Origin of the sequence: Curtobacterium flaccumfaciens, assembly GCF_018598405.1 — a bacterium.
Lineage (GTDB): Bacteria > Actinomycetota > Actinomycetes > Actinomycetales > Microbacteriaceae > Curtobacterium > Curtobacterium aurantiacum.
On the sequence record NZ_JAHEWS010000018.1, the window covers coordinates 21216 to 43693 of the forward strand.

The window sequence follows — 22478 nt, forward strand, 5'->3', positions numbered from 1 at the left end:
ACGTCCGGAACAGGCAGTGCCCGACACGACCTCGGAGGTGACCGGTGGCTGACCCCAAGGGATTCCTGAAGGTCCAGGAACGCGAACTCCCGCCCCGGCGACCCGTGCCCGTGCGGCTCATGGACTGGAAAGAGGTCTACGAGCAGCAGGAGTCCGGCGTACTCAAGCGTCAGGCCGGCCGCTGCATGGACTGCGGCGTGCCGTTCTGTCACCAGGGCTGCCCGCTCGGCAACCTCATCCCCGAGTGGAACGACCTGACGTGGCGTGGTGAGGGCCGTCAGGCGATCGAGCGCCTGCACGAGACGAACAACTTCCCGGAGTTCACGGGTCGGCTGTGCCCGGCACCGTGCGAGTCGTCCTGCGTGCTCGGCATCAACCAGCCCCCGGTGACGATCAAGCAGGTCGAGGTCTCGATCATCGACCAGGCGTACCAGAACGGCTGGGTCACCCCGCACCCGCCCGAGCGTCTGACCGGCAAGACCGTCGCCGTCGTCGGGTCCGGTCCCGCCGGGCTCGCCGCCGCACAGCAGCTCACGCGCGCCGGTCACACCGTCGCCGTCTACGAGCGGGACGACCGCATCGGTGGGCTGCTCCGCTACGGCATCCCGGACTTCAAGATGGAGAAGCGCCAGATCGACGCGCGTCTCGCGCAGATGCAGGCCGAGGGCACCCGGTTCCGTGCCGGCGTCGAGATCGGCAAGGACATCACCTGGGACGACCTGAAGTCGCGCTACGACGCGGTCGTGGTCGCCACCGGTGCCACGGTGCCGCGCGACCTGCCGATCCCGGGGCGCGACCTCGAGGGCGTGCACTTCGCCATGGACTACCTGGTCCAGCAGAACAAGGCGAACGCTGGCACGACGGTCGACAACCAGATCACGGCCGAGGGCAAGCACGTCGTCGTCATCGGCGGCGGCGACACCGGTGCGGACTGCATCGGCACCGCCCACCGCCAGGGCGCATTGAGCGTGACGAACCTGGCGATCGGCAAGCAGCCGCCGCTCGAGCGTCCGTCCGACCAGCCGTGGCCGATGTTCCCGACCGTGTTCGAGATCACCAGCGCCCACGAGGAGGGCGGCGAGCGGCACTTCCTCGCCTCCACCGTGGAGTTCCTGTCGAACGAGGCCGGCGAGGTCCGTGCGCTGCGGGTCGCCGAGACCGAGTACCTCGACGGCCGACGGGTCCCGAAGGCGGGCAGCGAGCGGGAGATCCCCGCCGACCTCGTCCTCATCGCGATGGGCTTCACCGGTCCCGAGTCGGACACCATCGAGCCGCAGCTCGGTCTGCCGACCGCGGTGTCCGGGGCGCTCGACCGCCGTGCCGACTACGCGACCAACGAGGCGGGCGTGTTCGTCGCCGGAGACGCGGGCCGCGGGCAGTCGCTCATCGTGTGGGCGATCGCCGAGGGCCGTGCCGCGGCCGCGCAGGTCGACGAGTACCTCGAGGGCTCCACGATCCTGCCGGCACCGGTCAAGGCGACCGACCGGGCGATCTCCGTCTGATGTCGGACGGTCACCGGATGTCGGGACGCGGCCAGGCGGCGGACCGTCTCCACCAGATGCTCACGCTCCCGTGAGCGTGGGGCCACCAGCACTCGATAAGGTGCTGGTGGCCTCGCTTCGTTCCGCGCGGCCCCACAGCGCGGAAACCCAAGCTCCATCCACCACCACGAAGGAATCCATTGAGACGCGCAAAGATCGTTTCGACGCTCGGACCGGCAACGTCGGACTACGAGACCGTCAAGGAGATCATCGAAGCGGGCGTCGACGTCGCCCGCCTCAACCTCAGCCACGGTGACTACAGCGTCCACGAGGCCAACTACGTCAACGTCCGCCGTGCCGCCGAAGAGCTGGGCAAGCCCGTCGCGATCCTCGTCGACCTGCAGGGTCCGAAGATCCGCCTGGCCAAGTTCGCCGACGGCCCGCACGACCTGGCGGTGGGGGACATCTTCACCATCACGACGGAGGACGTGCCCGGCTCGAAGGAGATCTGCGGCACGACGTTCAAGGGCCTGCCGCAGGACGTCAAGCCCGGCGACCCGCTGCTCATCGACGACGGCCGCGTCCGCCTCCGTGTCCTCGACACCGACGGCGTGCGGGTCCGCACCGAGGTCGTCGTGGCCGGCACGGTGTCGAACAACAAGGGCATCAACCTGCCCGGTGTCGCCGTCAACGTCCCCGCGCTGAGCGAGAAGGACGAGGCCGACCTCCGCTGGGCGATCCGCCAGGGCGCCGACCTCATCGCGCTGTCGTTCGTCCGCAACGCGAGCGACGTCGTGCGTGCCCACGAGATCATGGACGAGGAGGGCAAGCGCCTCCCGGTCATCGCCAAGGTCGAGAAGCCCCAGGCCGTCGACGCGCTCGAGGAGATCATCGACGCGTTCGACAGCATCATGGTCGCTCGCGGCGACCTCGGTGTCGAGCTCCCGCTCGAGGCCGTCCCGATCGTGCAGAAGCGCGCCGTCGAGCTGTCCCGCCGCATGGCGAAGCCGGTCATCGTCGCGACGCAGATGCTCGAGTCGATGATCTCGTCGCCGATCCCCACCCGCGCCGAGACCTCCGACGTCGCGAACGCCGTCCTCGACGGTGCCGACGCGGTCATGCTGTCCGGCGAGACGAGCGTCGGTGAGTACCCGGTGCAGACCGTCCGAACGATGGCCCGCATCGTCGAGTCCACCGAGGACCACGGCCTCGAGCGCATCGCCCCGCTCGGCACGAAGCCGCGCACGCTCGGTGGTGCGATCACCCTCGCCGCCGTCGAGATCGCCGAGTTCACCGAGGCGTCGTACCTCTGCGTCTTCACCGAGTCCGGTGACTCGGCCCGCCGCATGTCGCGCCTGCGCCACGGCCTGCCGATCATCGCCTTCACCCCGAACGAGGCCACGCGCCGTCGGATGGCCCTCACCTGGGGCGTCCGCTCGTTCCTCGTGGAGCGCAAGACCCACACCGACGAGCTGTTCTCGCAGGTCGACGACGTCCTCCTCGAGAACGGCCTGGCCGCCCCCGGCGACCGCGTCATCGTGACGGCCGGGTCCCCTCCCGGCATCGAGGGCTCGACGAACGACCTGCGTGTGCACCGGGTGGGCGACGCCCACGCCGAGGCCGCCCCGGCGTACGTCCGCGACTGATCAGCAGGTTCCGTCGCCACCAGGGCGCGGACGGGAGGCACGGTGCGAGCAGCGCCGACCGCTTCCGGTCCGCGCCCTGCCGCGTCTCCACGGCCCTGGTGGCGACCCGACGTCGGCCGCAGGCGGCAGGATGGTCGCTGTGAGCCTCCGATCCGACACCCCGGCGTCGCGCGCCGACGTCCGCCGCTGGCGTCGCTACCTGGCCGACGAACGCGCCGAGGCGGCCGTGTACCGCAACCTCGCCGCCCGCCGGTCCGGCGAGGAACGCGAGATCCTCGCTGCCCTGGCCGAGGCCGAGGGGCGGCACGCCGAGCACTGGCTCGACCTGCTCGGCGACGACGTCGGACGGCCGCAGCGGGGGAGCCTGCGCACCCGGGTGCTCGCCGTGCTGGCCAAGCGGTTCGGGTCGGTCTTCGTCCTCGCGCTCATGCAGCGCGCCGAGGACCGTTCGCCGTACGCCGACGACGCCGACGCGACCGCACGGATGGCCGCCGACGAGCGCATCCACGGCGAGGTCGTCCGGGGGCTCGCGAACCGGGGGCGGATGCGGTTGTCCGGTACCTTCCGCGCCGCGGTCTTCGGCGCGAACGACGGCCTGGTGTCGAACCTGGCCCTCATCATCGGCATCAGCGCGTCCGGGGCCGATCGGCACTTCGTGCTCCTCAGCGGTATCGCCGGTCTGCTCGCCGGCGCGCTGTCGATGGGGGCGGGGGAGTACGTGTCCGTCCGCTCGCAGCGCGAGTTGCTCGACGCGTCCACGCCGCACCCCGAGGCGCGCAGTGCGGTGTCCGACCTCGACGTCGACGCGAACGAACTCGCGCTGGTCTACCGGGCCCGCGGGATGTCCGAGGCCGAGGCGACCGAGCACGCCGCCCGGGTCCTGTCCGGCATCGGGGAACGGCGGCCGGCGACGGGCCCGGTCCCGGTGGGGGACGACCACGAGGCGGTCGGCACGGGCCTGAGCGCCGCGGTGTCCAGCTTCTGCTTCTTCGCCTCGGGCGCGGTCATCCCGGTGCTGCCGTTCCTGTTCGGGATGCAGGGATGGCCGGCGATCGCGGTCGCCGGGGGACTGGTGGGGATCGCGCTGCTCGGCACCGGTGCGGTCGTCGGTGTGCTGAGCGGAGCCTCGCCGGGCAAGCGGGCCTTCCGGCAGCTCGCCATCGGGTTCGGTGCGGCGATCGTCACCTACGCGCTCGGGCTGCTCTTCGGGACCGGCGCGGCCTGAGCGCGGGCCGTCCCGGCCGGCCAGCGCACGACCTGGCGGCTGCCTACCTGCGGACGGCGGCGCGCGGCGGCAGGAGCAGCAGTGCCGCGGCGCCGACCGTGATGAGGGCGATCCCCGCGAACACCATGAACACCGTCAGCGCCAGCCCGGGCGCGACGAGCACGACGATGCCACCGATGATCGACAGCACACCGCTGACCACCGTCGGCACGCGTGACGAACCGGGGTGGCCGACGAACCCGCCGACGATCGCGGCGACCCCCTCGATCAGGAACCCGACCCCGGCGAGCACGGCGTAGACGACGAGCGGGATCGCCGGGTCGAGCAGGGTCACGAGCCCCGCGACCGCGACCAGGCCGCCGACGATGCCGGACGTCCACCGCCACACCGGACGGGTGCCGTGCCCCCGCACCGCGGCGAAGACCCGGAGCGCTCCGGCCACGACGAGGTACACGCCGAACAGCAGCGCCACGAGCACGAGCGACGGGCGGGGCCAGACGATCGCCACGATGCCCAGTGCGATGGCGACGACGGCGGTGACGACGACGAACACCCGGAACGTCCTGACGGCACGAGAATCCACGAGCGCTCCTCCCTGATCGCCAGCGCTGGTGTCCAGCACGCTACCCGTCGGAGCCGCGGGCCGTGCAACGACCTGCAACCCCCGCGGTCGTACCGTGCGGAGCAGGCGCGCGACCCGTGCGCCCCGACAGCGTCGTCGAAAGGGCACCACCATGACCATCGCACCCTCGCCCACCAGCTACGCCGCACCCGGCGAGGCCGGCTCCCTCGTCGAGTTCCGGTCGCGGTACGACCACTTCATCGGCGGCGAGTACGTGCCGTCCGCGAGCGGCCAGTACTTCGAGAACCCCACCCCGGTCACCGGCAAGGTCTTCACCGAGGTCGCGCGCGGAGACTCCACCGATGTCGACCGTGCAGTGGCGGCGGCGTGGAAGGCGTTCCCGGCCTGGGGACGGACGAGCGCGGCCGAGCGCGCGGTCGTCCTCAACAAGATCGCCGACCGCATGGAGGAGCACCTCGAGATGCTCGCCGTCGCGGAGACGTGGGAGAACGGCAAGCCGATCCGCGAGACCCTCGGCGCGGACATCCCGCTCGCCATCGACCACTTCCGGTACTTCGCCGGGGCGATCCGTGCGCAGGAGGGCTCCGCCGGCGAGATCGACCACGACACCGTGGCCTACCACTTCCACGAACCGCTCGGCGTCGTCGGGCAGATCATCCCGTGGAACTTCCCGATCCTGATGGCGGTGTGGAAGCTCGCACCGGCCCTTGCCGCCGGCAACTGCGTCGTGCTGAAGCCCGCCGAGCAGACCCCGGCGTCCATCCACGTGCTCGTCGAGCTCATCCGCGACCTGCTGCCCGCCGGCGTGCTCAACGTCGTCAACGGCTTCGGCATCGAGGTCGGCGCACCGCTCGCGCAGCACCCGGACATCCGGAAGATCGCCTTCACGGGGGAGACCACCACCGGGCGACTGATCATGCAGTACGCCTCGCAGAGCCTCATCCCGGTGACGCTCGAGCTCGGCGGCAAGAGCCCGAACGTGTTCTTCCCCGACGTGGCGGCCGAGAAGGACTCCTTCTACGACAAGGCGCTCGAGGGCTTCACGTTCTTCAACCTCAACCAGGGCGAAGTCTGCACGTGTCCGTCCCGGGCGCTCGTGGCGAAGGAGATCTACGACGGGTTCGTCGCCGACGGCCTGGAGCGCGTCCGTGCCGTCAAGCAGGGGCACCCGCTCGACCTGTCGACGATGATCGGCGCCCAGGCGTCCAACGACCAGCTCGAGAAGATCCTGAGCTACATCGACATCGGCAAGCAGGAGGGCGCGAAGCTCCTGACCGGTGGCGAGCGCGCCGACCTGGGCGGCGAACTCTCGGGTGGCTACTACGTCACGCCGACGGTGTTCGAGGGTGACAACTCGATGCGGATCTTCCAGGAGGAGATCTTCGGGCCCGTGCTCGCCCTGACGTCCTTCAGCGGCTACGACGACGCGATCGCCACGGCCAACGACACCCTGTACGGGCTCGGCGCCGGCGTGTGGAGCCGTGACGTCACGACCCTGTACCGCGCCGGACGTGACATCCAGGCCGGGCGCGTGTGGTCGAACACGTACCACCAGTACCCGGCGGGTGCGGCCTTCGGCGGCTACAAGCAGTCCGGCATCGGGCGCGAGAACCACAAGATGATGCTCGACCACTACCAGCAGACGAAGAACCTGCTCGTCTCCTACGCCGACGGACCGATGGGCTTCTTCTGATGCCCGACACCGCACGCGTCGCGGTGACGCCGGCGGCGGGGGAGCTCCTGCGGACCCTCACCGCCCGGCACGGCCCGCTGATGTTCCACCAGTCCGGCGGCTGCTGCGACGGCTCGAGTCCGATGTGCTACCCGGTCGGCATGTTCCGGACCGGCCCCGGGGACGTCCTGCTCGGTGCGTTGCAGGTCGACGGGCTGGACCCGGTCGAGGTGTACATGTCGGTGTCGCAGTTCGAGTACTGGAAGTACACGCACCTGACGATCGACGTCGTCGACGGTCGGGGCGGCGGGTTCTCGGTCGAGGTCCCGGAAGGCAAACGGTTCCTCACCCGGTCGCGGATGTTCGACGACGCCGAGCTCGCCGATCTCGGCCTGGTCCCGCGGGTGGCCCGGACGTAGGCTGGCCGCACGCGTCGCGACGGAGCGGCGGGTGGGGTCGATCGGAGGACGCATGCGCGCACCCGGTCGGCTCCGCCCGCTCGTCGCCGCGTCGTGGCAGCGGTCCGCCCGGGTCGACCCCGACGCCGCCCCGGTCCTCGCCCTCGGCGACGACGAACTCGACGCCGTCCGGCACGACGGCCCCCTCGCCACCCTGCTGCCGGTGGTCCGCCGGCTGCTGCTCGACGACTCCCGCTCGGCCGGGTGCGTCGTCGCCGTCGCGGACGCTGCGGGTCGTCTCGTCTGGGTCGACGGTGCCCGCTCCACGCGTCGCGCCGCCGAGGACATGGGCTTCGTCCCCGGGGCCGACTGGTCGGAGGACCGCGTCGGCACCAGCGCGCCCGGCACGGCACTGCGCCTGGACCGTCCGGTGCAGATCCGCTCCGACGAGCACTACGCGAACGCCGTCAAACCGTTCTCGTGCACGGCCGTCCCGGTGCACGACGCGAGCGGTGCCACGATCGGGGTGCTCGACCTGACGGGCGACGACCGCGCCGTCGAGCGGCACACGCTGTCGCTGCTCACCGCCACGGTCGCCGCGGCCGAGGCCCAGCTCGCCCTCGCCGCGGCCCGCACGCCGTCACGGCCGCCCCGCGCGCCGGAGGCCGCGGCCGAGCTGACGGTGCTCGGCACCGACACCGCCGTGCTCCGGCTCGCCGACCGCCGGGTCCAGCTGTCCGCCCGGCACTCGGAACTGCTGGTCGTGCTCGCCGCGCACCCGGGCGGCCTCGCGGCCCCGGACCTCGCCACCGCCGTCTACGGCGATCCGCGGGCCGTGGTGACCCTGCGCGCCGAGGTCGTCCGGCTGCGCCGGGTCCTCGCGCGGCACGCGCCGGACGTGACCGTGACGTCGCGGCCGTACCGGGTGACCGGGGTCCGGACCGACGTCGACGGCGTGCTGTCCGCGCTCGAACGTGGGGCGCGCCTCCAGGCCGTCGACCGGTACGCCGGACCGGTGCTGCCGGGCTCCGCCGCACCCGGCGTGGACGCCGTCCGTGACCTGGTGCGGCTGCGGTTCCGCGAGTCGGTCGTCGCCGACGGCGGCGTCGATGCCCTGCTCGCATGGGCGCGCACCCCGGACGGCGCGACCGACGCGCTCGTGCTCCGCGCGCTGCTCGCGGTGCTGCCGCGTCGGTCGCCGCGACGGGCCGGTCTCGTGGCGGCGATCGAGGCGCTCGAGGGCTTCTGAGACCGTCGACGACGGGCCGGGAGGCGCGGGTCGGGCTGGTAGTGTTGGCCTCCTCGCGAGTGTGGTGGAATCGGCAGACACGGGGCACTCAAAATGCTCTGCCTCACGGCGTGCGGGTTCAAGTCCCGCCACTCGTACGAAATTGCTCACGGCGTGCGGGGCAGTTCGGACCCGCGTCCCGCCACTCGTACGAAATTGCTCACGGCGTGCGGGGCAGTTCGGACCCGCGTCCCGCCACTCGTACCAAGCATCGTTCTGCGTGGTCTGGGATACGGCACTTCCGGCGTCTAGTAGGCTTTCGTCCGTGAGTGACACAGAAGCAACAGCACCAGCACCCCGTCGCGTCGTCGTCGCCGAGGACGAGTCGCTCATCCGCCTCGACATCGTGGAGATCCTCCGCGACAACGGGTTCGACGTGGTCGGTGAAGCCGGTGACGGTGAGACCGCCGTCCAGCTCGCGACCGACCTCCGCCCCGACCTCGTCGTGATGGACGTCAAGATGCCCCAGCTCGACGGCATCTCCGCAGCCGAGAAGCTGTCCAAGAACCACATCGCGCCCGTCGTCCTGCTGACCGCGTTCAGCCAGAAGGACCTCGTCGAGCGTGCGACCGAGGCCGGCGCGCTGGCCTACGTGGTCAAGCCCTTCACCCCGAACGACCTGCTCCCCGCGATCGAGATCGCCCTCTCGCGGTACCAGCAGATCATCACGCTCGAAGCCGAGGTCGCCGACCTCGTCGAGCGCTTCGAGACCCGCAAGCTCGTCGACCGTGCCAAGGGCCTGCTGAACGAGAAGATGGGCCTCACCGAGCCCGAGGCCTTCCGCTGGATCCAGAAGGCCTCGATGGACCGCCGCCTGACCATGCACGACGTCGCGAAGGCGATCATCGAGCAGCTCAGCGCCAAGAAGTAGTCCAGCGCACCACCGTCGCTCACGGAACGCCGCCGGACCCCCTGGGGTCGGCGGCGTTCCTGCGTCCGGGGGCGGGGCGTGTTCCGCGACCACCTGGCAGGCTGGAGGCATGGACGACGTGGTGATCCGGGCCTCCCGGCCTGACGACATGCCGGCCGTGGCCGACCTGCGGTGGCGGTGGAGCGTGGACGAGGACGGCCGCGCGCCCGTGCAGACGCCGGACGAGTACCGCCGTGCGATGACCGAGTTCGCGGCCACGCACCAGGAGTCGCACCGGTGCGTCGTCGCCGAGCGGGACGGTGTCGTGCTCGGCATGGCGTGGTTGGCGGTCAACCCGCGACCGCCGGCGCCGCACGTCGACGGTGACCGGTTCGCCGCTGAACTGCAGACGGTCTACGTGCATCCGGAGCTGCGAGGTTCCGGCGTCGCCGGACGCCTCGTGACGGCCCTCCTCGAGCTCGCCGACGAACTCGGCGTGGAGCGGACGTCGGTGCACTCGAGCGTGGACGGCGAACGGCTCTACCGGCGGCTCGGGTTCGGCGACGCGCGCCTGCTCCTGCAGCGGCCGCCGGAGGACTGAGCGGTCCGTCGGTCGGTCAGCGACGCTCGCGGATCATGTTCGTGATCCGCACGGTGGAGCACCGGCGACCCTGGTCGTCGGTCAGGACGATCTCGTGCGTGGTGAGCGTGCCGCCCAGGTGGATGGCGGTGCACGTGCCCGTGACGATGCCGCTCGTGGCGCTCCGGGAGTGCGAGGCGTTGAGCTCGATGCCGACGGCGTAGCGGCCGGGCCCGGCGTGCACGTTCGCGGCCATCGAACCGAGGCTCTCCGCGAGCACGACGTAGGCGCCGCCGTGCAGCAGCCCGACCGGCTGGCGGTTGCCCTCGACGGGGATCGAACCGACCGCCCGCTCGGCCGAGAGCTCGGTGATGACCATGCCCATCTTCTCGGCCAGCTCGCCCATGCCGCGTTCGTCGAGGCGGGGATCGATCGTGGTCGATGTGGTGTCGTCGGTCACGGTCTGCGTCGACCTTCCGTGTCAGCGGGCGTCGGTAGGCTGTCCGGGTGTCGGACTCCGCAAAGCCTACCCTCATGGTCATCGACGGCCACTCGCTCGCCTTCCGGGCCTTCTACGCGCTGCCGGTCGACAGCTTCGTGAACCGCGAGGGGCAGCACACCAACGCGATCCACGGCTTCATCTCGATGCTGCTGATGCTCCTGCAGCGTGAGAAGCCCACCCACCTGGCGGTGGCGTTCGACATCTCCCGGTTCTCGTTCCGCACGCGTGAGTACGCGGAGTACAAGGGCACCCGCTCCGAGACCCCGGCCGAGTTCAAGGGCCAGATCCCGCTCCTGCAGCAGGCGCTCGAGGCGATGGGGATCACCACCGTCACGAAGGAGGACTACGAGGCCGACGACATCCTCGCGACCCTCTCCAAGCAGGGTGCCGACCAGGGTTTCCAGGTCTACGTGGTCTCCGGCGACCGCGACTCGATCCAGCTCGTCAACGACGACGTCACGCTGCTCTACCCGTCGGTCCGCGGTGTCTCCGAGCTCACCCGCTACGACCGCGACAAGGTCTACGAGCGGTACGGCATCGAGCCCCACCAGTACCCGGACATCGCCGCCCTCGTCGGTGAGACCAGCGACAACCTGATCGGCATCGACAAGGTCGGCGAGAAGACCGCGGTCAAGTGGGTGACGCAGTACGGGTCACTCGACGGCGTCCTCGAGCACGCCGACGAGATCAAGGGCGTCGTGGGCAACAACCTGCGCGAGCAGCGGGACCGGGCGATCCGGAACCGCCGGCTCAACCGCCTGGTCACCGACGTCGAGCTGCCCGTCGGTCCCGCCGACGTCGCGCTCCGCCCGGTCGACGAGACCGCGGTGCGCGAGCTCTTCGCCAAGCTGCAGTTCCGCACGCTGCTCGACCGCGTCTTCAAGGTCGCCGGATCGGGCGACCCCGCCGAGCCCGCGGCCGAGGGCACCGTCACCGACGGCGCGCCGACCCCGCCGCCCGTCAAGACCCTGATCGACGAAGAGCTCGGCTACTGGCTCGAGCGCCGCAACGCGACCGAGGCGGCGAACGGCTACGGCGTCGCGGTCGAGGTCATCGACGGCCGCCTCAGCGCCATCGGCATCGCGACCCACGACGACGCCGTGCTCGTGCCGGGCGGCAGCGGTGCGAAGGACTACGAGCAGCTCTCGGCCTGGTTCGCCTCCGACGCCCCGAAGCACTTCCACGACGCCAAGGCCGCGATCAAGGCGCTCGGTACCGCCGGCTTCGTCGTCAACGGCATCGCCGGTGACGCCCGGATCATGGGGTGGCTCGCGCAGCCCGGCAAGCAGGGGCAGCCGCTGTCCGACCTCGTCTACCAGGAGCTCGGCGAAGAGCTGCCGACGGCCGACCCGAACCAGCTCGTCCCCGAGACCGACCCGGTCAACGTCGGGGTGCACGCCTGGTTCGTGCTCCGCGTCACCACGGCCCTGCGCGCCCGGATCGACGCGTCCTCGCTGCAGGTCCTCGACGACATCGAGTTGCCGCTCGTGTCCGTGCTCGCCGGCATGGAGACCATCGGTGTCGGCATCGACCGCCCGGTGCTCACCGGCCTGTCGAAGGAGCTGGGGGAGCGTGCCGCCGAACTCGCGCAGCAGGCCTTCGCCGAGATCGGGCACGAGGTCAACCTCGGGTCGCCGAAGCAGCTGCAGGAAGTCCTGTTCACCGAGCTCGCGATGCCGAAGACCCGCAAGACCAAGACCGGGTTCTCGACCGACGCCGCGAGCCTCGCCGACCTGCAGGAACAGCACCCGCACCCGTTCCTCGGGCTCCTGCTGCAGCACCGTGACGCCACCAAGCTCCGCCAGATCGTGGACACGCTCGACGCCGCCGTCGTCGACGGTCGCATCCACACCCGGTACGAGCAGACCGGCACGAGTACCGGCCGCGTGTCGTCGACCGACCCGAACCTGCAGAACATCCCGGTGAAGACCGCCGTCGGCCGTCGGATCCGTTCGGCCTTCGCGGTCGCCGAGCCGTTCACGACGCTCGTCACCGCCGACTACTCGCAGATCGAGATGCGCATCATGGCGCACCTGTCCGGCGACCCCGGGCTCATCCAGGCCTTCAACGAGGGCGAGGACCTGCACCGCTTCGTCGGCGCCCGGGTCTTCGGCGTCGACCCGTCCGAGGTCTCCAACGAGATGCGCACCAAGGTGAAGGCGATGTCGTACGGACTGGCCTACGGCCTGAGCGCCTTCGGTCTGTCGAAGCAGCTGCGCATCGAGCAGTCCGAGGCGCGCACGCTGATGACCGAGTACTTCGCCCGCTTCGGCGCCGTGCGCGACTACCTGCGCAACGTCGTCGAGCAGGCCCGCGAAGACGGCTACACCGAGACGATCTTCGGTCGCCGTCGTCCGTTCCCGGACCTGAAGAGCCCGAACCGGGTCCTGCGTGAGAACGCCGAGCGGGCCGCGCTGAACGCCCCGATCCAGGGTTCGGCCGCCGACATCATCAAGATCGCGATGCTCGGTGTCGCCGACGACCTGCGCGAGGGCGAGCTGCAGTCCCACCTGCTGCTCCAGGTGCACGACGAGCTCATCCTCGAGGTCGCTCCCGGTGAACAGGAGCGCGTCGAGGAGATCCTGCGCACCCGGATGGGCAACGCCGCCGAGCTGAGCGTCCCGCTCGACGTCTCGGTCGGCGTGGGGCCGAACTGGGAGATCGCCGCCCACTGACCCGGGGGCGGCGCGGACTCTGCTCTGCCCGGGGGCCGTCCTGCCCCGCGGGTCGGTAGGGTCGGGGCATGAGCGAAGAGCGTCCTGTCCGCCAGCCGTCCGCCGTCGACCGCGTCGCCGAGGACTGGGTCACCACCCTCGTCGACCTCGACCCCACGACCGCCACGTACATCGGCGTCCCGGGGCGCACGGGGGAGTACGGCGACACCTCGCCCGCCGGTGCCGCCGCGATGGCCGAGGCCGCGCGCGGTGCGAAGCGTGCGCTCGACGCCGCGCCCGCCGTCGACTCCGTGGACCAGGTGACGAAGGCCGACCTCGGCGCCGAACTCGACCTGGTGCAGGAGTCGTACGAGCGCAAGCTGCACCTCCGCGACCTCAACGTCATCGCGAGCCCGGCGCAGTCGGTCCGCGAGATCATCGACCTGATGCCGACCGCGACCGAGGGCGACTGGCAGGACATCGCGAGCCGGCTGCACGCGCTGCCCGATGCGCTCGAGGGAATCCGCGAGACCCTGCTCGAGGGCACCCGTGAAGACGTCACCCCGGCCAAGCGCCAGGTCGCCCTGGTCGCCGAGCAGGCAGCCCGGAACGGTGCCGAGGACGGCTTCTTCGCACGCCTCGCCGAAGGTGCCGCGTTCGACGACGGTTCGCCGGTGCCGGACACGCTCCGCGCCGAGCTCACCCGCGGAGCCCAGGTCGCCTCGGCCGCGTACCGCTCCCTCGGGCAGTTCCTCGAGCACGAGCTGCTGCCGCTCGCCACCCCGGTCGACGCGGTCGGGCGCGAAGCCTACGAGCTGCACTCGCGCCGGTTCCTCGGTGCGGTCGTCGACCTCGACGAGACCTACGAGTGGGGCCTCGAGGAACTCGCGCGCATGCGGGACGAGCAGGAGCGCATCGCCGACCGCATCGAGTCCGGTGCGAGCGTCGCCCGTGCGATCGAGGTGCTCGACACCGACCCGTCCCGGATCCTGCACGGAACCGACGCCCTGCAGCGGTGGATGCAGGAGGCCAGTGATGCGTCGATCGCCGCGATGGCCGGGACCTACTTCGACATCCCGGACCCGATCCGTCGCCTGGAGTGCCGGATCGCCCCCACGCAAGAGGGCGGCATCTACTACAGCGGCCCCTCCGACGACTTCTCCCGTGCCGGCCGCATGTGGTGGTCCGTGCCCGAGGGCGTCACCGAGTTCGGCACCTGGCGCGAGAAGACGACGGTCTACCACGAGGGCGTCCCCGGACACCATCTGCAGATCAGCCAGGGCGTCTACAACCGCGGCGAGCTGAACACCTGGCGCCGGCAGCTGTCCGGGTCCTCCGGGCACGTCGAGGGCTGGGCGCTGTACGCCGAGCGGCTGATGGAGCAGCTCGGGTTCCTCGACGACGACGGCGACCGGCTCGGCATGCTCGACGGACAGCGGATGCGTGCGGCCCGTGTGGTGCTCGACATCGGCGTGCACCTGCAGAAGACCAACCCGGACGGCGGGGGCTGGACGTGGGAGTACGCCCTCGACTTCATGGGGCAGAACGTCAACATGGACCCGGCGTTCGTCCGGTTCGAGGTCGCCCGGTACTTCGGGTGGCCGGGGCAGGCACCGTCGTACAAGGTCGGCCAGCGCGTGTGGGAGTCCATCCGCGACGAGGTCGCCGCGCGCGAGGGGGCCGAGTTCGACCTGAAGGCGTTCCACCACCGTGCGCTCTCGCTCGGCAGCATCGGCCTCGACACCCTCCGGACCGCCCTGGTCGGGTGACGCGCCGTCGACACGCCCGGTTGTGGGGCCTCCGCCGGTGCGGTTAGACTTGTGCGGCGCAATCCGCGCCACTCAATCAATCGCCACGGCGGTGCACCACGGGGGCCGAGTCCCCGCACGCCATGGCCCGACTCATGTCCGTTCGGAGCAATCTCTACATGACAACCACTACGACCAAGGCTCCTAAGCAGGTCGCCATCAACGACATCGGTTCGGCTGATGACTTCCTGGCCGAGGTCGAGAAGACCCTGAAGTTCTTCAACGACGGTGATCTCATCTCCGGCACCGTCGTGAAGATCGACCGCGACGAGGTCCTCCTCGACGTCGGTTACAAGACCGAGGGCGTCATCCCCTCGCGCGAGCTCTCGATCAAGCACGACGTCGACCCCAACGAGGTCGTCAACGTCGGCGACGAGGTCGAGGCCCTGGTTCTCCAGAAGGAGGACAAGGAAGGCCGCCTCATCCTGTCGAAGAAGCGCGCGCAGTACGAGCGTGCGTGGGGCGACGTCGAGAAGATCAAGGAGTCCGACGGCGTCGTGACCGGCACGGTCATCGAGGTCGTCAAGGGCGGCCTCATCGTCGACATCGGTCTCCGTGGCTTCCTCCCCGCCTCGCTCATCGAGCTCCGTCGTGTCCGCGACCTCACGCCGTACCTCGGCCAGGAGATCGAGGCCAAGATCCTCGAGCTCGACAAGAACCGCAACAACGTGGTCCTGTCGCGCCGTGCGCTCCTCGAGCAGACGCAGTCCGAGTCCCGGACCACGTTCCTCAACAACCTCCACAAGGGCCAGGTCCGCAAGGGCATCGTGTCCTCGATCGTCAACTTCGGTGCGTTCGTGGACCTCGGCGGCGTCGACGGTCTCGTCCACGTCTCCGAGCTCAGCTGGAAGCACATCGAGCACGCCAGCGAGGTCGTCGAGGTCGGTCAGGAAGTCACCGTCGAGATCCTCGAGGTCGACCTGGACCGCGAGCGCGTGTCGCTCTCGCTCAAGGCGACGCAGGAGGACCCGTGGCAGGTCTTCGCCCGTACCCACGCGATCGGTCAGATCGCACCGGGCAAGGTCACGAAGCTCGTCCCGTTCGGTGCCTTCGTCCGCGTTGCCGACGGCATCGAGGGCCTCGTGCACATCTCGGAGCTCTCGAACAAGCACGTCGAGCTCGCCGAGCAGGTCGTCTCGGTCAACGACGAGGTCTTCGTCAAGATCATCGACATCGACCTCGACCGTCGCCGCATCTCGCTCAGCCTCAAGCAGGCGAACGAGGGCGTGGACCCGGAGAGCGACGAGTTCGACCCGGCGCTCTACGGCATGCCGACCGAGTACGACGAGAAGGGTGACTACAAGTACCCCGAGGGCTTCGACCCGGAGACCAACGAGTGGCTCGAGGGCTACGACACCCAGCGCACCGAGTGGGAAGGCCAGTACGCGGCCGCCCAGGGGCGTTGGGAAGCCCACAAGGCGCAGGTCGCGAAGACCATCGCCGACGAGGCGCAGGGTGGTTTCGACCTCCCGGCCGGCGCTTCGTCGTCGTCGTCGTCGTCTTCCTCCTCCTCGTCGTTCGCCGGCGAGACCGGTGGCGCGAGCCCCCTGGCCGACGACGCCTCGCTCGCAGCACTCCGCGAGAAGCTCAGCTCGACCAACAACTGATCGAGCGGTTCGTCCCGACCGGAAGCCCGGCACCCCTGACAGGGTGCCGGGCTTCCGGCGTTTCCGGCGGCCCGGGTCGTTACCCTGTTGCCGTGCACATCATCGGACTCACGGGCGGCATCGCCGCGGGCAAGTCGACGGTCTCCCGGCGCTGGGCCGAACACGGCGCGGTCGTCGTCGATGCCGACCGGCTGGCGCGGGACGCCGTGGCACCGGGAAGCCCCGGCCTGACGCAGGTCGCGGAGCGGTTCGGTCCGTCCGTCATCGCTGCGGACGGCTCGCTCGACCGGCCGGCACTCGGTTCGGTCGTGTTCGCGGACCCCTCGGCGCGGAAGGACCTCGAGGCGATCACCCACCCCGAGGTCTGGCGCCTCGCGCAGCAGGCCTTCGATGCCGCCGAGTCCGCCGATCCCGACGCCGTCGTCGTGTACGACGTGCCACTGCTCGCCGAGGCCCGGGGATCCCGCCCGCTCCGGTTCGACGCGGTCGTGGTCGTCGATGCGCCCGCCGCGCAGCGCATCGAACGGCTCGTCGAGCACCGCGGCATGCCACGGGACGAGGCCGAGCGTCGCGTCGCCGCGCAGGCCAGCGATGCGGACCGTCTCGCCCTCGCGGACCACGTCGTCGACGCCACCGGAACGCTCGAGCAGACGATCCGCTCCGCTGACGAGGTCTGGGCGCGGATCACGGCATGAGCCACCGCCTGCTCCTGGTGCTCGCCGCGATCGTCCTCGTGGCGATCGGGGCGGGCTCACTCGTCGCCGCGAACGTCCTCGGCGCCCAGCGCGTGGCGGACAACGGGCGGGTCGCGGTGCACGAGGAGCCCAGGTCCGACGACCGGCCGGCAGCCGGAGCCGGTCCGTCGGGCGACGAGGGGCCGTCCGGTGACGAGTACGGGCCCGACGGGGAGTTCCACCGGTTCCGGCTGGGGACGGTGAACGGGGAGCGGCTCACCCCGAACCGGGACGACTTCGCCGCCCGGACCTCGTCCGACGGCCCGCTGCTGCTGTTCCTGCCGGCGACCCGTTCGCGCCCGGCCGAGTACCAGCGGTTCCTGGCTGCCGCGCTGGCGGACGGGTACCACGTGCTCGGACTCGACTACTGGAACCTCGGCCGCACGTTGTCCGGCACCTGCGAGGCGAACGCCCGCTGCTACGGCATGGTGCAGCGGAACCGTTTCGACGGCACCCGACCGTCCGAGTTCAGCGCCGTCAGCCCGGCCGGGTCCATCGTCTCGCGCTTCCGTGACGCCGTCGCCTACCTCGACGACCACGACCCGGACGGTGGCTGGGGCCGGTTCGTGCAGGGCGACGACCGGATCATCTGGAAGGACATCGTCGTGGCCGGTCACTCGCAGGGCGGGGGCGAGGCCGCGTACATCGCGCACATCCGCAGTGTCCGCGGTGCGCTGATGTTCTCCTCGCCGGTCGAGTCCCGCGGCCCGGCGCACGCCGCGTGGATGGACCGACCCGGGAGGACACCCGTCGACCGCATGTACGCCATCGACGACGTCCGCGACACCTTCGGCCCCCGCATCACCGGTTCGTGGGACGTCCTCGGGCTGAGCGGGGTGACCGGCCCGTTCGAGACGGACACCGCGCCGCCCCTCGCCGGCGCCGACCCGCACGCGATCCTCACGGACATCGGTGGTGACGGCAAGGCGCACTCCGTGATCATCAAGGACTCGACCCCGCTCGGCAGCGACGGGGAGCCCCGGATGCTCCCGCTCTGGCAGTGGATGCTGCAGCGGTTCTCCACAGATCCCGCTGCTCCCTCCGACCGCTCATAGGGTCGCGCAATACGCTTTCTCCGTGCAGCCCGTTCGTCACGAACCCGACCTGCGCTCGCTCATCCGGGCCCGTGCGGCCGACGGGGGCGAGCGCCACTTCCTCGAGGACGCCCGGTCCGGACGCGTCCTCACCTACGGCGTGCTCGACGACGCGGTGACCGCCTGGTCGTACACCTTCGACGCGATCGGCATCGCCCCGTCCGGCGCCGTCCTGGTCGACGTGGGGGACCCGCTCGCCTTCGCGGTCGTGCACCTTGCCGCCGTCGCGTCCGGCCGCCGCGCCATCCCCGTCGACACCGGACAGCCGACCACCGAGCCCGGCCGTCTCGCCGACCTCATCGGCGGCGCGTCGATGGTCGTGTCGGACCGCGCGGTGGACGCGACCGTCCCCGGGGCGCCGGCCAGCGGGATCGACCCGGCCACGTTCCTCCCGGCCACCGTCCGTGACGGCGACCTGCCCGCCGTGAGCCCGCACGCACCGGGCGAGGGCTCCGTCGTGCTCTTCACCTCCGGCTCGACCGGTACCCCCAAGGGCGTCGAACTGCCGGAGACACAGCTCCTGTTCGTCGCCCGGGCCGTCGCGCGGCACAACCGGCTCACGCCGGACGACCGCGGCTTCAACTCGCTGCCGCTGTTCCACGTCAACGCCGAGGTGGTCGGACTGCTCGCGACCCTCGTCGCGGGCGCGACGCTCGTCCTCGACCGCCGCTTCCGCCGCACCGGGTTCTGGGAGCTGCTGGCAGAACGGCGCATCACCTGGCTGAACGCGGTCCCCGCGGTCCTCGCGGTCCTGGCGAAGACCGGGCCCCTCGCGTTCCCACCGGGGTTGCGGTTCGTGCGCAGCGCGTCGGCGCCGCTCCCCGATCCGGTCCGCGCGGCCCTCGGCGACGTGCCGCTCGTCGTCAGCTGGGGCATGACCGAGGGGGCCTCGCAGATCACCGCGACCCCGCTCGACGAGCCCGCCCGGCCCGGGACCGTCGGGGTGCCGGTGGGGTCCGAGGTGCAGGTCCGCGGCGAGGACGGCTCGGTGCTGCCCGCCGACGAGGTCGGCGCGCTGTGGGTGCGGGGCGAGGGGATCGTCCGGGGCTACCTGGGTGGCCGGGCCGCCGAGCGCTTCGACGCGGACGGTTGGCTCCACACCGGCGACGTCGGTTCCGTCGGTGCCGACGGCTGGGTGTCACTCGCCGGACGCTCCGACGACGTCATCAACCGCGGCGGTGAGAAGGTCTACCCGTCCGAGGTCGAGGACGTCCTGCTCGGCGACCCGCGCGTGCTCGAGGCGGTCGTCGTCGGTCGCCCCGACGACGTGCTCGGATCCGTGCCGGTCGCCTACGTGATCCCGCAGCCCGATGAACCAGTCGACCCCGCCACCCTCGTCGCCGATCTCGTGGCGCGGGCCGAAGCGCGGCTGACGCGGTTCCGCCGCCCCGTCGAGGTCATCGTGGTGCCCGACCTCCCGCGTGCGCCGACCGGCAAGGTGCAGCGCGCGAAGGTCCGGACGATGGCCCGACCCTCGTGACCGGAGCGTCGCCGGCGCCCTCGACGGGGGACGCTCGCAGGGGCGCCGGGACGGGGGTGCAGACGCCGACACGCACCGCCGAGGGCAAGCCGAGGCACCTGTACGAGGTCGACGTGCTGCGCATCCTCACGTTCGCGTGCGTCATCGGGGTGCACACCACGAGCCACACCGCAGCCACCGATGACGTCGGGCTGAACGCGCTGCTCGCCCTGCTCCACTTCACGCGGCTGGTCTTCTTCTCGCTGACCGCGTTCGTGCTCGTCTACAGCTACACGTTGCGCCCGCGGCCGATGGCGCAGTTCTGGCCGAAGCGCTTCCTGCTCGTCGGCGTGCCGTACCTGGCGTGGTCGTTCGTCTACGTGGCATCGGCCTGGCTGCTCAGCCAGACCCGACGCGGTGACGTCCCCGACCTGGTGCGGACCGCGGCCGAGGGCATCGTGACCGGGACGTCGTGGTACCACCTGTACTTCCTGCTCGTGACGATGCAGGTGTACCTGCTCCTCCCGGTGATCGTGTGGTTGGTACGACGCACCCGCGGGCACCACGTCACGGTGCTGGTCGTCGCCCTCGTCGTGCAGCTGGTGGTCTTCGCCGGGTACAAGTACTTCCCGGCGAGTGACGCCTGGATGCACGGGTACCAGAAGCAGTTCTTCTTCTCGTACGTCTTCTTCATCGTCTCGGGAGCGATCGCCGCCGACCACGCGGACGCCTTCCTGCGGTTCGTCCGGGTCCACCGGCGCGCGGTGCTCTGGGCGTTCGCCGGCGTCGGCGGGCTGACCCTCGGCGGGTGGGCGCTGCAGGTGGGGCTCGGCCAGTCGCTCTACGCAGCCGGCACGCCGCTGCAGCCGATGCAGGTGATCTGGAGCACCGCCGTGTTCGTCGGCTTCCTGGCGATCGGTGCGGCGTGGGCCGACCGACGTCGGGCAGGCAGCCGGATCGCCCGCTTCGTCGACTACGCGTCCGATCGGTCGTTCGGCATCTTCCTGAGTCACCCGTTCATGATCTGGGTCCTGCTGTACGGCGACAGCTGGCTCGAGGCCGTGGTGCCGCGGCCGTGGCTCACCCTGGTGACCTACCTGCTCGTGCTGGTGCTGTCGGTCGCCGTGACCGAGCTGTTCCGGTGGACCCCGCTCAGCGTGCCGCTGACCGGGCGTCCCTCGCTCGCCTCGCGCGGGCAGCGGGCGGCGCGGGCGCGTCGCGCCGACCGCTGAGCGCTCGCACGGCGCAGCTCTCGTGCGAGGTTCCGTTCGTCGTGCGATGGCGGCTCCGCCGCACGGAGTCCGGAACCTCGCACCAGCCGTCCGCGTGCGGCGCGGTGGACCCGTGGCGGGGCGGTCTGGAGGCGCGGGGCGGGCCCGACCCGGGCCTCCAGACCGCGCGTGCGGACCACCAGGGCACGGCGCACGTCCCGTGCGCACCGCGCGTCAGGCCGAGCGCTGCTCGGCCTTCGGGGTGCCGACCTCGAGCACGCCGTCCGTCGACGTCAGCCGCTGTGGCTTCATGAACCAGGCGACGACGGCAGCGGCCCCGAGCAGGACGCAGGAGAGCGCGAAGGGCAGCTGCCATCCGGAGGCGTCGATGAGCAGGCCGAAGACCACGGGGGAGACCACACCCGCGATCCCGAACCCGGTGTTCATGAAGCCGGAGGCCGTGCCGGACCACTGCGGTGCGACGTCCATCGGGATCGCCCAGAGGTTGGCGTTGCAGAGCTCGAGGAAGAAGAACGACAGGGCGAGCGAGACCGTTGCGACGAGCAGGCCCTGGCCGACCACGAGCGGGATGAGGCAGAGCAGCGAGCCGCCGAGGCCGATCACCAGGATCACCCGTCGAGCGTTCCGGGTGTCCCCGCCGCGGTGGATGATCCGGTCGCTGAGCATCCCGCCGACGGTGTCCCCGACGACACCGGCGAGCAGGATGAGGGTGGTGAAGAGCGCGAAGTCGGCGATCTCGAGTCCGTAGGTCGAACTGAGGAACGTCGGCAGCCACGTGAGGAACACCCAGAGGGTCCACCCGTAGCCGAAGTCGACGAACGTGACCGGCAGGATCTGCTTCGCCATCTGCCGCCACGGCACCGGGGGACGGGTCGCCCGGGTCTCGACCGGCGGGAGCTCGGCGAGTTCGACCTGCGTGATGCCCTTCGCGGACTCGGGCTTGTCGCGGAACCAGACGAACCAGACGATCGCCCACGCCAGGGAGAGCACCGCGGTGGCGAAGAACGCCCAGCGCCAACTCCCCGTCGCGCCGATCACCCACGCGACGATGAGCGGGGCCAGGGCGTTCCCGAGTCGCGCCGCCGAGTGCACGACGCCCTGGGCGAAGCCGTTCCGGTCACGGGGGATCCACCGGCTCATCGCCTGGGTCGCGGTCGGGAACGCGGCGGCCTCGCTGAGTCCGAGGAGCGCCCGCGCGGCGAAGAGGGTCCAGAAACCGACGGCGAACCCGGTCCAGAGCGTGGCGACGCCCCAGATCACCGTGATGACGAAGAGCGCCCTCCGCGGACCGAACTTCTCGCTGATGGTGCCCCCGAACACCTGCAGCAGGGCGTACGGCAGCGAGAACGCGGAGACGATGAGCCCAGCGGTGGCCTCGTTGAAGCCGAACTCCTCGGTGATGTGCGGCAGGGCGGTGGAGATGTTCGTCCGGTCGATGTACGAGATCGCGTACATGAAGCAGAGCAGGACGAGCACGCGGCCGCGGATGCGTCCGCGGAACGGGGTGCCCTTGGACGGTGCGGCCGGGGTCGCCGTGGTCATGAGGCCTCTTCGGGGGAGTGGGAAGGAGTCGGGGTGCTGAACAGATCGGACGGTATGCCTGACCGTTAGCAGTGGACTTGGAGCCTGCTTGCAGCGGACAATACGCCCAGGGCGAGCAACGTC

18 protein-coding genes and 1 tRNA gene are annotated in these 22478 nt (G+C 70.9%); 16 read left to right on the top strand and 3 right to left on the bottom strand.

Annotation, left to right across the window (positions count from 1 at the left end; all coding sequences use genetic code 11):
- Positions 1 to 44: 44 nt before the first annotated feature.
- The 3 genes from KK097_RS12090 to KK097_RS12100 all read left to right on the top strand — a co-directional run bounded on the left by KK097_RS12090 (position 45) and on the right by KK097_RS12100 (position 4352).
- Positions 45 to 1502 carry a glutamate synthase subunit beta gene (locus KK097_RS12090; protein ID WP_214544964.1) on the top strand — a complete coding sequence of 486 codons (1458 nt, stop codon included), beginning with the start codon at positions 45 to 47 and terminating at the stop codon, positions 1500 to 1502.
- A 179-nt stretch (positions 1503 to 1681) separates the two neighbouring features.
- A complete protein-coding gene (gene pyk, locus KK097_RS12095; RefSeq protein WP_214529760.1) occupies positions 1682 to 3127 on the top strand; it encodes a pyruvate kinase in 1446 nt (481 codons plus the stop codon).
- A 130-nt stretch (positions 3128 to 3257) separates the two neighbouring features.
- Entirely contained in the window at positions 3258 to 4352 is a 1095-nt protein-coding gene (locus tag KK097_RS12100) for a VIT1/CCC1 transporter family protein (RefSeq protein WP_214544966.1), read from the top strand.
- A gap of 43 nt (positions 4353 to 4395) precedes the next feature.
- Here KK097_RS12100 and KK097_RS12105 read toward each other — a convergent pair whose 3' ends face one another.
- Positions 4396 to 4935, bottom strand: coding sequence for an HdeD family acid-resistance protein (locus KK097_RS12105; protein ID WP_214544967.1), 540 nt, complete (start codon positions 4933 to 4935; stop codon positions 4396 to 4398).
- A 151-nt stretch (positions 4936 to 5086) separates the two neighbouring features.
- Between KK097_RS12105 and exaC the strand changes: the two genes are divergently transcribed.
- From exaC to KK097_RS12135, 6 genes are all read left to right on the top strand, one after another.
- Positions 5087 to 6628, top strand: a complete 1542-nt coding sequence (gene exaC / locus KK097_RS12110) for an acetaldehyde dehydrogenase ExaC (protein WP_214529757.1) — start codon at positions 5087 to 5089, stop codon at positions 6626 to 6628.
- Positions 6628 to 7026: a DUF779 domain-containing protein gene (locus KK097_RS12115; RefSeq protein WP_042540264.1), complete on the top strand. Its 399-nt coding sequence runs from the start codon at positions 6628 to 6630 to the stop codon at positions 7024 to 7026. Before exaC ends, KK097_RS12115 begins: the two co-directional genes overlap by 1 nt.
- Before the next feature lie 52 nt (positions 7027 to 7078).
- Positions 7079 to 8254 carry a GAF domain-containing protein gene (locus KK097_RS12120; RefSeq protein ID WP_214544969.1) on the top strand — a complete coding sequence of 392 codons (1176 nt, stop codon included), beginning with the start codon at positions 7079 to 7081 and terminating at the stop codon, positions 8252 to 8254.
- Positions 8255 to 8309: 55 nt separating this feature from the next.
- Positions 8310 to 8391: transfer RNA gene (locus KK097_RS12125), tRNA-Leu, on the top strand.
- A 167-nt stretch (positions 8392 to 8558) separates the two neighbouring features.
- Positions 8559 to 9164 (top strand): ANTAR domain-containing response regulator, encoded by a 606-nt coding sequence (locus KK097_RS12130; protein WP_017887240.1) that lies wholly within the window; start codon positions 8559 to 8561, stop codon positions 9162 to 9164.
- Between the two features lie 109 nt (positions 9165 to 9273).
- Positions 9274 to 9744, top strand: coding sequence for a GNAT family N-acetyltransferase (locus KK097_RS12135; protein WP_214544971.1), 471 nt, complete (start codon positions 9274 to 9276; stop codon positions 9742 to 9744).
- 16 nt (positions 9745 to 9760) lie between these two features.
- On the opposite strand, the gene KK097_RS12140 is transcribed toward KK097_RS12135, so the two are convergent.
- A complete protein-coding gene (locus KK097_RS12140; protein ID WP_214545012.1) occupies positions 9761 to 10129 on the bottom strand; it encodes a PaaI family thioesterase in 369 nt (122 codons plus the stop codon).
- 101 nt (positions 10130 to 10230) lie between these two features.
- Between KK097_RS12140 and polA the strand changes: the two genes are divergently transcribed.
- The 7 genes from polA to KK097_RS12175 all read left to right on the top strand — a co-directional run bounded on the left by polA (position 10231) and on the right by KK097_RS12175 (position 20813).
- Entirely contained in the window at positions 10231 to 12900 is a 2670-nt protein-coding gene (gene polA, locus KK097_RS12145) for a DNA polymerase I (protein WP_214544973.1), read from the top strand.
- 68 nt (positions 12901 to 12968) lie between these two features.
- Entirely contained in the window at positions 12969 to 14648 is a 1680-nt protein-coding gene (locus KK097_RS12150) for a DUF885 domain-containing protein (RefSeq protein ID WP_214544974.1), read from the top strand.
- Positions 14649 to 14806: 158 nt separating this feature from the next.
- On the top strand, positions 14807 to 16294 hold the full coding sequence (rpsA, locus tag KK097_RS12155) for a 30S ribosomal protein S1 (RefSeq protein ID WP_214529751.1): 1488 nt from the start codon (positions 14807 to 14809) through the stop codon (positions 16292 to 16294).
- Positions 16295 to 16386: 92 nt separating this feature from the next.
- Positions 16387 to 16989: a dephospho-CoA kinase gene (gene coaE / locus KK097_RS12160; protein ID WP_214544976.1), complete on the top strand. Its 603-nt coding sequence runs from the start codon at positions 16387 to 16389 to the stop codon at positions 16987 to 16989.
- Positions 16986 to 18083, top strand: a complete 1098-nt coding sequence (locus KK097_RS12165) for a BPSS1187 family protein (RefSeq protein WP_214544978.1) — start codon at positions 16986 to 16988, stop codon at positions 18081 to 18083. The genes coaE and KK097_RS12165 overlap by 4 nt, the downstream gene beginning before the upstream one ends.
- Before the next feature lie 22 nt (positions 18084 to 18105).
- On the top strand, positions 18106 to 19602 hold the full coding sequence (locus KK097_RS12170) for a class I adenylate-forming enzyme family protein (RefSeq protein ID WP_214544980.1): 1497 nt from the start codon (positions 18106 to 18108) through the stop codon (positions 19600 to 19602).
- A 56-nt stretch (positions 19603 to 19658) separates the two neighbouring features.
- Positions 19659 to 20813, top strand: coding sequence for an acyltransferase (locus KK097_RS12175; protein WP_214529747.1), 1155 nt, complete (start codon positions 19659 to 19661; stop codon positions 20811 to 20813).
- 213 nt (positions 20814 to 21026) lie between these two features.
- Here KK097_RS12175 and KK097_RS12180 read toward each other — a convergent pair whose 3' ends face one another.
- Positions 21027 to 22355 carry an MFS transporter gene (locus KK097_RS12180; RefSeq protein ID WP_214544982.1) on the bottom strand — a complete coding sequence of 443 codons (1329 nt, stop codon included), beginning with the start codon at positions 22353 to 22355 and terminating at the stop codon, positions 21027 to 21029.
- Between the last annotated feature and the right edge of the window lie 123 nt (positions 22356 to 22478).

What these genes read in the sequence shown, in the direction of transcription:
- KK097_RS12100 (WP_214544966.1), top strand. Translation starts at nt 3,258, where the DNA reads ATGGTCGCTGTGAGCCTCCGATCCGACACCCCGGCGTCGCGCGCCGAC.
- exaC (WP_214529757.1), top strand. Translation starts at nt 5,087, where the DNA reads ATGACCATCGCACCCTCGCCCACCAGCTACGCCGCACCCGGCGAGGCC.
- KK097_RS12115 (WP_042540264.1), top strand. Translation starts at nt 6,628, where the DNA reads ATGCCCGACACCGCACGCGTCGCGGTGACGCCGGCGGCGGGGGAGCTC.
- KK097_RS12120 (WP_214544969.1), top strand. Translation starts at nt 7,079, where the DNA reads ATGCGCGCACCCGGTCGGCTCCGCCCGCTCGTCGCCGCGTCGTGGCAG.
- KK097_RS12135 (WP_214544971.1), top strand. Translation starts at nt 9,274, where the DNA reads ATGGACGACGTGGTGATCCGGGCCTCCCGGCCTGACGACATGCCGGCC.
- KK097_RS12140 (WP_214545012.1), bottom strand. Translation starts at nt 10,129, where the DNA reads ATGGGCGAGCTGGCCGAGAAGATGGGCATGGTCATCACCGAGCTCTCG.
- KK097_RS12150 (WP_214544974.1), top strand. Translation starts at nt 12,969, where the DNA reads ATGAGCGAAGAGCGTCCTGTCCGCCAGCCGTCCGCCGTCGACCGCGTC.
- rpsA (WP_214529751.1), top strand. Translation starts at nt 14,807, where the DNA reads ATGACAACCACTACGACCAAGGCTCCTAAGCAGGTCGCCATCAACGAC.
- KK097_RS12165 (WP_214544978.1), top strand. Translation starts at nt 16,986, where the DNA reads ATGAGCCACCGCCTGCTCCTGGTGCTCGCCGCGATCGTCCTCGTGGCG.
- KK097_RS12180 (WP_214544982.1), bottom strand. Translation starts at nt 22,355, where the DNA reads ATGACCACGGCGACCCCGGCCGCACCGTCCAAGGGCACCCCGTTCCGC.